The sequence below is a fragment of the Pseudarcicella hirudinis genome (assembly GCF_900115665.1).
Classification (GTDB): Bacteria; Bacteroidota; Bacteroidia; order Cytophagales; family Spirosomataceae; genus Pseudarcicella; species Pseudarcicella hirudinis.
In genome coordinates this window covers 134,687-146,870 of the sequence record NZ_FOXH01000008.1, presented here as the reverse complement: position 1 = coordinate 146,870, position 12,184 = coordinate 134,687, and the positions used below count along the sequence as shown (strand labels likewise).

Annotated in this window: 9 protein-coding genes; 5 read left to right on the top strand and 4 right to left on the bottom strand. The window is 38.1% G+C overall.

What is annotated here, in order from left to right:
• Positions 1–56 precede the first annotated feature (56 nt).
• Entirely contained in the window at positions 57–626 is a 570-nt protein-coding gene (locus BM179_RS14965; RefSeq protein ID WP_092017956.1) for a TetR/AcrR family transcriptional regulator, read from the bottom strand.
• A 305-nt stretch (positions 627–931) separates the two neighbouring features.
• Here BM179_RS14965 and BM179_RS14960 point away from each other — a divergent pair, with 305 nt between their 5' ends.
• Complete coding sequence (locus tag BM179_RS14960) at positions 932–1,366, top strand: Rid family detoxifying hydrolase (RefSeq protein WP_092017955.1); 435 nt, start codon at positions 932–934, stop codon at positions 1,364–1,366.
• Between the two features lie 46 nt (positions 1,367–1,412).
• Here BM179_RS14960 and BM179_RS14955 read toward each other — a convergent pair whose 3' ends face one another.
• The 3 genes from BM179_RS14955 to BM179_RS14945 all read right to left on the bottom strand — a co-directional run bounded on the left by BM179_RS14955 (position 1,413) and on the right by BM179_RS14945 (position 5,904).
• Positions 1,413–2,264: an N-acetylmuramoyl-L-alanine amidase-like domain-containing protein gene (locus BM179_RS14955; RefSeq protein ID WP_092017954.1), complete on the bottom strand. Its 852-nt coding sequence runs from the start codon at positions 2,262–2,264 to the stop codon at positions 1,413–1,415.
• Between the two features lie 98 nt (positions 2,265–2,362).
• A complete protein-coding gene (locus tag BM179_RS14950) occupies positions 2,363–3,688 on the bottom strand; it encodes an MFS transporter (RefSeq protein WP_092017953.1) in 1,326 nt (441 codons plus the stop codon).
• Positions 3,689–3,822: 134 nt separating this feature from the next.
• The gene (locus BM179_RS14945; RefSeq protein ID WP_229632956.1) at positions 3,823–5,904 is read right to left on the bottom strand and encodes an alpha-amylase family protein; all 2,082 of its coding nucleotides are present in this window, start codon (positions 5,902–5,904) and stop codon (positions 3,823–3,825) included.
• Positions 5,905–6,048: 144 nt separating this feature from the next.
• Here BM179_RS14945 and BM179_RS14940 point away from each other — a divergent pair, with 144 nt between their 5' ends.
• The 4 genes from BM179_RS14940 (at position 6,049) to BM179_RS14925 (ending at position 12,154) form a co-directional block, all read left to right on the top strand.
• Entirely contained in the window at positions 6,049–7,962 is a 1,914-nt protein-coding gene (locus BM179_RS14940; RefSeq protein ID WP_092017952.1) for a glycoside hydrolase family 13 protein, read from the top strand.
• Between the two features lie 133 nt (positions 7,963–8,095).
• A complete protein-coding gene (gene pgmB / locus BM179_RS14935; protein ID WP_092017951.1) occupies positions 8,096–8,743 on the top strand; it encodes a beta-phosphoglucomutase in 648 nt (215 codons plus the stop codon).
• A gap of 198 nt (positions 8,744–8,941) precedes the next feature.
• Positions 8,942–11,269 carry a glycoside hydrolase family 65 protein gene (locus BM179_RS14930; protein WP_092017950.1) on the top strand — a complete coding sequence of 776 codons (2,328 nt, stop codon included), beginning with the start codon at positions 8,942–8,944 and terminating at the stop codon, positions 11,267–11,269.
• A 105-nt stretch (positions 11,270–11,374) separates the two neighbouring features.
• Positions 11,375–12,154 (top strand): sulfite exporter TauE/SafE family protein, encoded by a 780-nt coding sequence (locus tag BM179_RS14925; protein WP_092017949.1) that lies wholly within the window; start codon positions 11,375–11,377, stop codon positions 12,152–12,154.
• Positions 12,155–12,184: the final 30 nt, after the last annotated feature.

Genomic DNA, 12,184 nt, shown 5'->3' with positions numbered 1-12,184 from the left:
CTTTTTTTTGAAATATATCTTTTGTACAAATCTGCGATAGAATTATTGCTTCTTTCTTAAGGTCTTTTTATGCCATCCCAGCAAACCAGAAATGCTGTTTCAAGCTCAGAAAGAGAGATATTGTATTCTCCTGAAAGCTGAAGTTTAATCAGAGCATGTGCACTTCCCATAATCATCGAAATTAATATCTTCGGAGAAATATCTCTTAAAACCTGCGTGAAAATAGCCTTTCTGATAAAATCGTAGGTAGGTTGGTCAAACTTTTGTAAATCAGCTCTTGAAAAAGTATTGACAAAGGGAGAATTGATGAATTGTTCAAGGAAAATGAACTCGTTTTTATTTTTGGTATAATGATTAAACAGCAGAAGATAAAAAATTCGGAAACGATCTTTAAACAGTCTGCTCGGGTCATCATTTTTAAACAGAATTTCATTCATTTGCTCCTTGTGTCTTACGTACAAGGCACAAATCAATTCATCTTTACTCTTAAAATAATGATAAATAGTCCCGGCCGCAACATTGGCATGTTTCGCGACATCTGACATCGGGGAAGCATGAAAACCATGTTTCACAATCAGTTCGAGCATGGCATTAAAAATTGCTTCTTTTTTGTCAAATTCTTTCATGTAATTATATAGATTAGTGTTAGGGGGTATGTTATAGTAAAATCTTTATACAGCTTAAAGTTATTCTGAAATATCTGGTCAAACATAACAGGACTGACTATCCGTAAAGAGAGATTTTCCTGTTTGGGGAATTTGATAATTTCAAATTTAAGATTTAATTGAAATAAAACTATAACCTGCTATTCTAAATAATTGAAAAATATATTTCATATCTTGTAAGCCCCTGACTACCTGTATAATTCCGGTACTTAAATAAAGACTCTACTTTCTGTTCTTTTAATTTTCATAATTTTTTAACACAGCTCATGAAAAAAGCCATCTCTTTCCTTTTTTGTCTTATCTCTTTTCAGGCATTTTGCCAGCATAAAGAAGTTATTAATACAGATAAAGCTCCGCAGCCAATCGGACCATATTCTCAGGCCATAAAGTCAAATGGCTTTTTATATGTATCCGGGCAGGTTGGCGTAGACCCGGTTAGCCGGAAATTGGTTGAGGGTGGAGTAGAAGCAGAGGTTGTTCAGATTATGGCAAATATAAAAGCCATTCTTTCAGCAGCAAAACTGGATCTGAATCATGTAGTGAACACTAACATTTATATGAAAGACCTGAGTTATTTCCAGAAAGTCAATGAAATTTACGGCAAATATTTCTCAGGAAGTTTTCCGGCAAGAACAACCATTGGTGTGGCAAACCTGCCAATCGGAGCAAATATTGAGATAACAGTTGTGGCAAGTTATTAAATCCGGAAGGGAATCTTCACAACGGAGATTCCCTTTCGTAAAATCATTAGTTTCCTGCAATTCTTGCCACCATAATACCCGTTTGCGCAGGATGTTTTGCGAGGTATTCAGCCAGCGGTTCATTGGTTATTACTACCTTTTTCAGGTCGAGGGAAGCGTGTAAAAGATGGATGCGTCCATTCTGACGAATAGCAAACCCTTCATGAGAAACATCAAGACCCTTTAACGAAGTAGTAATGGCAATAATGTCTCCGTCGCTGATATAATTTTCAATCTTGCTTACCAGTGTTTTAGGAATAAAAAAGAGCTTTTGCTTATCCAGATTCACTTCAGCCATTCTGACGGCCTCCAATGCCCTGTAATTTTCGAGTTGCGGGTACTTTCCAACATGAGCCGTCATGAAATCTACTACTTTTACGAATGGTTTTCCCCCGCATTCCCTGGAAACATTTTTAATGATCCCTTTTCTTTCATTTTCAGACAGCCAATCATTAAAATAATGCAATCTGGAACCATAATGCTCAATTTTCCCACCCCGGTATCTCAGCTTTTGCAGGTTTTTCTGAAAAGTTTCAAACGACTGATCTGTTGTCAGGCCTAATGCAATACAACTTTCAACAAAAGTGGCGCAATCAAAATCTCTTAAATTCACAACCAGTTCCTCTTTAGGATTTATGTCAAGCGTATTTGCAACATAAGGAGATTCCTGAAAATATTCTGCGATTTTTAAGATCCGCTGAGCCTTTCCTGCTGGAAGAGAAGTTTTCATTACTTTATCGAAAATCTGCTTGTCATTTTCCTGGGAGACTGCCTTAAATGATAAGGAAAAAGTAAAAAAGAAAAGGCTTAAGCCATAAAGCTTAAACCTTCTGAATGTATTAATACCGGTGGATTTCATTATTGTAAGGATTTTAAATCAGTTAATGATTTGTATTTCAGTTTAATACCTTTTTATCATGTATTCCGGCATTAAACAGGAATCCTCAAATGAAAATTTTAATTGGATTCCTTAACAAACATAACGGAAATTGCACCACAAATCATAAAAAAACCTGCCAAAACTATTGCATAAATACTATTGGAATTGAATACATACTTGAGCATCAGACCACTGAATAAGCCATTTACGATTTGTGGAAATGTGATGAAAAAGTTAAAAATTCCCATGTAAACACCGATCTTTTTAATCGGAATACTGTTGGCTAAAATGGCATAAGGCATAGCCAGAATACTTGCCCAGGCGATACCCACACCAACCATACTGAATATCAGTATATCAGGGTCTTTGATAAAATATATTGAAAGTAATCCGATGCCCCCGCAGACTAATGAAAAGGCATGAGTCGCTTTTTTTCCGAATTTTCCGGCAAGTGTCGGAAGAAGTAAAGCATAAATAGCAGAGACCCCGTTGTAAATAGCAAATAATGAGCTTACCCAGTCTCCGGCATTATTATAGGATTTAGAATTATGGTCTGTCAGAGCAAGGCCATAAACCTGATGAGCGATCGCAGGCGTAGAATATACCCACATAGAGAATAAAGCAATCCATGAAAAAAACTGAACAAGTCCCAGTTGTTTCATCGTTTTTGGCATAGCAACAAAATCTTTTACAATCTCAAGCAAACCATGTTTTTCCGTTTCACCTTCAAAGCCAAACGAAGCTCTTTGTTCTGCTGAATATTCTTTTGTGGTAAACACCGTCCATAAGATAGCAATTAGAATAACTACTGCTCCGATGTAAAACGAATACAGTACATTTTCCTGCACATTTCCGTTGACAGACTCATTTGAAATGCCAAAATTCTGATTCAGAATCTGAGGCAGAAATCCTCCCGCCACAGCGCCTATCCCGATTAATGCAGTTTGTACTGAAAATCCAGTAGTGCTTTGTTCATCAGGTAAATTATCTGCCACCAAAGCCCTGAAAGGCTCCATCGCTACGTTGAATGAAGCATCCATAAACATGAGGAAAACTGCGCCAACCAGAACCGCTGGCAAAAGTCCGGTAAGAAAAGAGGCATTTGGCATGAATATTAAAGCCAAAGAGGCCAGAATTGCTCCGGTCAGAAAGAATGGTCTTCGTCTCCCAAGTTTAGTCCAGGTACGGTCAGAATAATGTCCGATAATAGGTTGAACAATCATACCCGTTAAAGGAGCTGCCAGCCAGAACAAAGAAAGATGCTCAACATCTGCGCCATAGGTTTGCAGGATACGGGAAGCATTTCCGTTTTGTAGGGCAAAACCAAATTGAATACCCAGAAATCCCACGCTCATATTAATAATCTGCGAAAGACTCAGAAAGGGTTTATTGATTTTTTTCATAAATAATGGTTAAATGGGAGAGTGAAAAATGATATTAATATCAGGAAAGAGGTCTTGCCCGTAAGCAGAAACCTCTTGTCAATCCATGTTTTCTTCCGATTTTTCTACGCCGCTGCACGAATCTGAATACCGGATTATTTCTTTTCAGAAATTTCAAAGATTTTAACCGAATTCGGGGCAAGGGTTACAGGAATAGCCTTTTCCGATTCAATAACAATCCTGGATTTTTGATCATAAACGCCTTTTAAAGTGTATTTATTTTTAGGATTTAATTCCATCGCATTCCAGGCTCCTTCAGGAATCTGAATATTAAGATTCTGCTCCTTACTGAAATCGAAATTACAGATAATTAATAGCTTTTGATTGTCTGAGTAACGGATGTAACTATACACTTTTTTCCGGTCATAACGCTCATCCTGAACATATTGCAGGTCATAGAAACCCCCTTCTCTGATGGCTTCAGAACTATTGGTGAATTTGATAAGATTTCCATAAAATGCTCTCAGCTCTTTTTGTTCGTCTGTCAGAAGACCTCCATCAAATTTACCTCCGTTCATCCAGGCCTGATGTGCCGGAACACCCCAGAAATCAAACATGGAAGTACGGTCATCTGCCTGGTTAAAACCTTCTTTATCATTGGCTTTTTCACCAACTTCCTGACCAAAATAGATCATTAAAGGGCCTGTGTGTAAAGTGGCAGTAACCACCATTGCCGGAATAACGGCAAAAGGATTTCCTTTGGCAAATGAAGGTGTATTAATACGGTGTTCATCATGATTTTCAAGGAAACGGAGCATGTGCTCGGAAATATCCCCCGATTCATTTTGCCAGACTCTGGTGATGTCTTCTACTGTGGCCTCAGGTTTCTGTTCAACCAGTCTCCTCAATCCGTCGTAAAGCCCGACTTTATCATATAAATAATCAAATTTACCGACATTGATATAATTGTGATATTCATTGGGATTATAGATTTCTGCAATGAATACCAGATTGGGATTAAGTTTTTTTGTTTTAGGAATAGCATAGGCCCAGAATTCAACGGGAACCATTTCTGCCATATCACATCTGAAACCATCAACACCCTTTTTTGTCCAGTATTCCAGAATCTGAGTCATTTTGAGCCAGGTAGAAGGGATAGGGTCAAAATGTGTCCTGCGATGATCCTGAATATCAACACCATAATTCAGCTTTACCGTTTCAAACCAGTCATCAATACCCGGATGGGCAGAAAAAACATCATTTCCGCTGGCTTTAGCCGGACTTTCACTATACGGTTTATCTGCTTTTACCGGAGAGTTTACACCATCAGGAATTTTAAATTCTGTATTGGGCAGGTAATAGAAATTATTCTGAGCGTTAAAAGAAACACTGGTATCATCACTTACTCCGAAATCTTTGATTCCTTTAGGTTTCATATCGGAATGATAAACCCTTGCCACATGATTCGGAACAAAATCCATTACTAATTTCAGGCCTGCTTTATGTACTCTTGCCAGCATGGCTTCAAATTCTGCCATTCTGTTTTCCGGTTTCTCCGCAAAAAAAGGATTTACATCATAATAATCCTTAATGGCAAAAGGTGAGCCGCATCTTCCTTTTACCACATCCGGATGGTCTTTGGGAATGCCGAAAGCTGTCAGATCTTCCATTGTTGCATGTTCAATCAGACCAGTCATGTATAAATGAGAATAACCGAATTTTTTCAGTTCGGAAAGAGCTTTGGTATTAATGTCGGAAAACTTCGTTACGCCGTTTTCGGCGGCGGAACCATTCATTTTGTTAGTAGTATTTTTGTTTCCCCAGAGGTGGAACATCATCTGGTAAACAACAATTTTGTCATTTCTTAATTTCATACTTTTGGGTCTGGTTTTCTTTTCAGATTTTTGAACGGCAGGAATAACTTTCGGAGTCCGTTTTTTATCAGGATTTATGGGTTTAACTTTTACGATATCTGAAAAAATTTCAGTAGAATCATTCACAATAGCAGAATCAATTTGCGAAACTTTTTTTGAAGTTCCACTTTTCAAAATCACTTTTCCGTTTTTTTTCACTTTTTCCCCCGTTACAGAAGTGTCATTGAAAGAATTTGCAATTTTTTTATGACTTTTTATCAAATTTTCACCTTTCGGGCTTTCTGACTTTAATTGCGCATAAATCATTTGTTGTAGAAGTAATGCTACAAATAAAATTATGTTTTTGAAGGTATTTTTAGTCATATTTCGAAATAATATTTGGTATTATAACTGTTTAGCACAGTTTTATTTTTCTTTCAATCTTCAAAAGTAAGCATCATTTTTCTATGATAAAATAGTGTGATTGCTTTATTTTGAAGAATAATTACCATTAACCAAATCATTCATATGAAAAAAATAATAAATTTTATCGGTTTCGGACTACTTTTTTTTGCACTGATTTCCGGAGAAACAAGGGCTCAGAGCATTCAGAAAGTGGAACCGGTCAACTGGTGGACGGGCATGAAAAACCCTAAACTTCAATTACTGGTTTACGGAAAAGATATCTCTGCTTTCGAGGTCTCTGCCAATTATCCCGGTGTAAAAATTGAAGGTGTTCAGAAGGTTGAAAGTCCTAATTATCTTTTTATCAATCTGACCATCGCACCCGAAACCCGGGCGGGTAAATTTATGCTTGAATTCCGGAAAACAGTACAGGTGAAAAACGGGAAAAAGAAAGCTGTTGACCAGATTGTTAAAATTTCCCAGCCATATGAATTGAAAGTCAGAGATAAAAAACCGCAGGAAATCACCTCTAAAGATCTGATTTATCAGATTCTTCCTGATCGGTTTGCCAACGGAGATCCTTCAAATGATAAATTTCCTGATATGGCTGATCCGCTGGCCGACAGAAGTAATCCTTTTTTAAGACATGGCGGTGATTTACAGGGGATTATTCAGCATCTTGACTATGTTCAGGAATTGGGTGCTACCGCTTTGTGGTTAAATCCGGTTCTCGAAAATAATCAGTTTCAGACAAATGAAGGTGGCAGCATGCGATCTTCTTACCACGGCTATCATTTTACAGACCTTTACAACGTAGATAAACGTTTAGGAGGAAACGATACCTATAAGAAACTCATCGACGCGGCACATGAGAAAGGAATTAAAATTATCCAGGATGCTATTTATAACCATATTGCCAGTAACCACTGGATGATGAAAGACCTGCCTATGAAAAGCTGGATTAATCAATGGGACACTTATACCAATACCACTTACCGTGATGAACCCCTGATTGACATTTTGCACGGTTCAGCTTCAGATAAAAAGATTATGGAGAGCGGCTGGTTTGTACCTGCTTTGCCGGATTTGAATAATAAAAATGAATTGGTAGGTAATTACCTTATTCAGCATGCTTTGTGGACGGTAGAGTTTTTCGGAATAGATGGCTGGAGAATAGATACCTATATGTACAATGATCTGGAATTTATGAATCGCTGTAATGAGGCCTTGCTTCAGGAATATCCGGATATGTTTATAACCGGGGAAAATTCTGTTTCAAATATTGTGAGCCAGGCTTATTTATCAAGAAATAATTTTAATGTTCCATTCAAAAGCAATCTGCCTTCTGCCAATGATTTTGTTTTGTCAAATGCTATCAGCGATGCCCTGAATAATGAATTTGGCTGGAATAAAGGGTTTAACAGGATTTATTCCACACTTGCTTCTGATATGATTTATCAGGATGCCAACAGAAATATGATTTTCCTTGATAACCATGATATTGACCGGTTTTATTCAGTGATTAAGGAAGATCTAAGCAAGTTCAAAATGGGGCTTGGCTTTTTACTGACTACCAGAGGTGTTCCCCAGATTTATTACGGAACAGAAATTCTTACCAAAAACTTTAAAGATCCGTCTGATGCCGAAGTAAGAAAAGACTTTCCGGGCGGATGGGCCGGGGATAAGGAAAACAAGTTTCTGGCTGCCGGAAGAAATGCCAAAGAAAATGAAGCATTTGATTTTGTGAAAACACTGGCAAATTTCCGGAAAGGATCAAGTGCCATTACGACCGGAAAATTAATGCAGTTTACACCGGAAAGTGGTATTTATGTCTATTTCAGATACGATAATAACCAGACAATTATGGTGATTCTGAATCAGAATAAAGATGAAAAAGTGGTAGAATCTTCAAGATTTTCAGAAAGAACTACCGGATTTACCAGAGCCAGAAATGTAATAACTAAGACAGATCTGACGGATCTGAAGACTATCCGGGTCGCCGGAATGTCTGTAACGGTGCTGGAATTACAAAAATAATTTAACCAAATACAGGTGGCGGTTTTTATTAAGTAGATTTTTCCTTAAATTAAAGGTGTAATCTGAACGGAAACGGGCTGAAAAAGCTCCACGTCTTTAAACCGCCACATTTAATACTACAAATTTTAACGAAATGACTTTAGTAAAAGCCTGCCTTTTTGATCTGGACGGAGTAATTGTTGACACGGCAGTTTATCATTTTCAAGCCTGGCGTCGACTGGCAAACGAACTAGGATTCGATTTTACAGAACATCAGAATGAACAATTAAAAGGTATTTCAAGAATGGAATCCCTGGAATTGATTCTTAAATGGGGCGGAGTAGAGCTTTCTGAGGAGGAAAAACTACATTGGGCTACCCTGAAAAATGAATGGTATCTTGAACTGGTGAATAAAATGACGCCAAATGAAGTACTGCCCGGCGTTCCTGAATTTTTAAATGTTTTGCGGGAAAACGGTATAAAAGTAGCACTGGGTTCGGCCAGTAAAAACTCCAGACTGATTCTTGAAAGAATCAAAATGCTGGACTTTTTTGATGCTATCATTGATGGGAATAATATTACAAAAGGGAAGCCGGATCCGCAGGTGTTTTTACTGGGGGCTGAGGCAACTGGCTGTAAACCATTTGAATGCGCCGTTTTCGAAGATGCTGTTGCCGGAATTCAGGCTGCAAAAGCAGGCGGAATGAAAGCTGTCGGTGTCGGTTCTTCAGACATCCTGACCGAAGCAGATTTTGTCATATCGACTTTCGAAGAAATGACATTGGACCGTCTGAATTTTTAATTTATTAAGGGCAACCTGCGGTGTTTTTTTTCAAAAAACACATTAGCACACTACGGAACCTTTTTTTATTTTGCCTTATTTTCGCATTCAGTTTATATATAATGTAACATTTTCAAGAATATGTAAATATGTGTGTGCCAAGTGATTGCTTGATAAGAAAATGTTCCATAAATTTCCATTAACCATCCATTACAAAACATGAAAAATTACCTGAAACACGATGAGTGGTGCATCATTGAAGAAGGGTTTAATCGCGAGTTCAACGAAATAACAGAGTCTGTTTGTTCACTTGGAAACGGCCGAATGGGGCAACGTGGAAACTTTGAAGAAACGTTTACAGGAAAGACACTCCAGGGAAATTATGTAGCAGGCGTCTACTATCCTGATAAGACTCGGGTTGGCTGGTGGAAAAACGGTTACCCGGAATACTTCGCTAAAGTTTTAAATGCTGCCAACTGGATTGGTATCAATGTTGAAATTGAAGATGAAACACTTGATCTGAATATTTGTGAGGTACATGAGTTTCGCAGAGTACTTAATATGAAAGAAGGTTACCTGGAACGTTCTTTTGTAGCTGCTCTTCCAGGTGGAAAACAAGTTAAAATTTTTGCAAAAAGGTTGAATTCTATTGTAGATGACGAATCCGGAGCAATCCATTACGCCATCACTCCCTTGAATTTTGACGGAAAAATTACTCTGACTCCTTACATCGACGGCGATATTAAAAATAAAGATGCCAATTATGATGAGAAGTTCTGGGATGAAGTTCAGAAAGAGACCGCTTTTGCTGAAGGATATATTGAAATGGAGACCAAAAAGACTGGTTTTCATGTAGTTACCGGACAGAAATTTGAGATTTTTCAAAATGGCACTTTGGCAAACTTCCAAAGTTTACCGATTAAAAAGGAAAAGTATGTAGGAAGCCAGGTTACCCTGGAAGCCAGATCTGGTGAAGAGATAGTTTTGATTAAATATGCTGTCAACCTTTCTTCTGAAAATCATACTAAAGAAGACCTTCTTCCCAATGCCAAAGCCTATCTGAAAAGAATTGCTGCGAAAGGGTTTGATCTGATTCTTAAAGAACAGGCTGAAAAATGGGCTTCCAAATGGCAGGTAAACGACATCGTTATTGAAGGTGATGTGGCTGCCCAGCAGGGAATACGTTTTAATATTTTCCAGTTGAACCAGACTTATACCGGAGAAGATGCCAGACTGAACATCGGTCCGAAAGGCTTTACCGGAGAAAAATATGGCGGTTCAACCTATTGGGATACTGAGGCATATTGTATTCCGTTCTATCTGGCAACCGCTGACCAGCAGGTTTCCCGTAATTTGCTGATCTACAGATGGAAACAGCTTGGGAAGGCCATTGAAAATGCAGAAAAACTGGGCTTCAGAAACGGGGCTGCTCTGTATCCGATGGTAACTATGAACGGAGAAGAATGCCATAACGAATGGGAAATTACTTTCGAAGAGATTCATAGAAACGGGGCGATTGCCTATGCGATTTATGATTACATCAACTATACTGGAGATGAAGCATATCTTGCCGAATATGGTATAGAGGTGTTGTTAGGTATTGCCAGATTCTGGGCTCAGCGTGTAAACTGGTCTGAATATCGTAAGCAATATGTGATGCTTGGTGTAACCGGACCAAATGAATACGAAAATAACGTAAACAATAACTGGTACACTAATTACATTGCTGTCTGGTGTTTGAAATACCTGATAGAATCAGCTGAAAAAGTAAAAGCTTCTGATCCTGGAAGATATGCGGAATTACTTGCTTTGACTAACCTGAATGAAGAAGAGGAATTTGCGCATTTCCAGCATATTATCGATAATATGTATTTCCCGGAAAGCAAAGAATTAGGTGTTTTCCTTCAGCAGGATGGCTTTTTAGATAAAGAGCTGACATTAGTGAAAGATTTACCTGAATCAGACAGGCCAATTAACCAGAAATGGTCATGGGATAGAATCCTGCGCTCATGTTTTATCAAACAGGCGGATGTTTTACAGGGAATCTATTTCTTTGAAGATGACTTTGATTTAGAGACTTTACGAAGAAATTATGATTTTTATGAGCCAAGAACAGTTCATGAATCCTCTTTGAGTCCCTGCGTTCATTCGATTCTGGCTGCGAAATTAGGTGATAAGGCGAGGAGTTATGAATTCTATCATCGTTCAGCTCGTTTGGATATTGATGATTATAACAATGATACGGAAGATGGCTGCCATATTACCTCAATGGCCGGAACCTGGATGTCGATTATTAAAGGTTTCGGAGGAATGAGAATCAAAAACGGGAAAATTCATTTGAGCCCGTTTGTGCCTGAAAACTGGCAATCGTTCTCCTTCAAAATTCGTTTCAGAACCAATACCCTGAATATTAAAACAACAGCACAGGAAGTAATTATAGAAAACCTCGCCGGAGATGCCTTATCCGTTAATGTTTATGGCGACGAAGTGCAGATTAAGTCCGGTGAAATTGTTACCGTCAATCAAAAAACTTTGGTACTTGCTTAAAGCCTTCAGTAATAGTCCTGGTTTATTTTAATCAGGTATATTTTTCGACAATATCAATTAGTTTTGTGCCACGGGAATTTCCCGTGGCATTTTTTGTACTTCATCATGACAGACATCTCACTTGAAATTTTAGCATATCTATGTTTTTTTGCCTTTCTGGCAGGATTTATTGATTCTGTGGTAGGAGGAGGAGGGTTGGTTCAATTGCCTGCTTTATTAATCTTCTTACCAGGTCTGGCTATTCCTGCAATTATCGGGACACACAAACTGGCGTCTTTTTCAGGAACATTTGTTGCCACCATTCAATATGCCAGAAAAGTAAAATTAAACTGGAAATTTCTCATTCCCATCATTATTTCAGCAGGTATTTTTTCAGTGTTAGGAGCAAGATTGGTTAGCTCGCTTGATAAATCCGTTTTGAAACCATTGATTCTGGTTTTATTGATTTTAGTACTGATTTACACCTATTTTAAAAAGGACCTTGGTAATATTCATAACCCAAAGCAGACGGGGAATAGACAATTACTATTGGGTTTGCTGATAGGCGGAGGATTAGGCTTTTATGACGGGTTCTTCGGCCCTGGAACGGGCAGCTTTCTGATATTTGCCTTTGTGATAATCTTTGGACTTGACTTTCTGAATGCTTCTGCCAATGCCAAAATCATCAATTGTGCCACCAATATTCCTGCTATAGTTTATTTTCTATATACCGGAGATGTTATTTTTAAAGTAGCTTTGCCACTTGCCGTATTCAATATTATGGGATCGGTTGCAGGCTCCAGGCTTGCGCTGACCAAAGGAAGCAGTTTTGTGAGGATGTTCTTTCTGGTAGTGGTAACGGGAATAATTCTCCGTTTTGCCTATGACATTTTAAAAGAAGTATAGAAAAAAATCTTTGTTCAAAATGACATAAAA

What these genes read in the sequence shown, in the direction of transcription:
- BM179_RS14965 (WP_092017956.1), bottom strand. Translation starts at nt 626, where the DNA reads ATGAAAGAATTTGACAAAAAAGAAGCAATTTTTAATGCCATGCTCGAA.
- BM179_RS14960 (WP_092017955.1), top strand. Translation starts at nt 932, where the DNA reads ATGAAAAAAGCCATCTCTTTCCTTTTTTGTCTTATCTCTTTTCAGGCA.
- BM179_RS14955 (WP_092017954.1), bottom strand. Translation starts at nt 2,264, where the DNA reads ATGAAATCCACCGGTATTAATACATTCAGAAGGTTTAAGCTTTATGGC.
- BM179_RS14950 (WP_092017953.1), bottom strand. Translation starts at nt 3,688, where the DNA reads ATGAAAAAAATCAATAAACCCTTTCTGAGTCTTTCGCAGATTATTAAT.
- BM179_RS14945 (WP_229632956.1), bottom strand. Translation starts at nt 5,904, where the DNA reads ATGACTAAAAATACCTTCAAAAACATAATTTTATTTGTAGCATTACTT.
- BM179_RS14940 (WP_092017952.1), top strand. Translation starts at nt 6,049, where the DNA reads ATGAAAAAAATAATAAATTTTATCGGTTTCGGACTACTTTTTTTTGCA.
- pgmB (WP_092017951.1), top strand. Translation starts at nt 8,096, where the DNA reads ATGACTTTAGTAAAAGCCTGCCTTTTTGATCTGGACGGAGTAATTGTT.
- BM179_RS14930 (WP_092017950.1), top strand. Translation starts at nt 8,942, where the DNA reads ATGAAAAATTACCTGAAACACGATGAGTGGTGCATCATTGAAGAAGGG.
- BM179_RS14925 (WP_092017949.1), top strand. Translation starts at nt 11,375, where the DNA reads ATGACAGACATCTCACTTGAAATTTTAGCATATCTATGTTTTTTTGCC.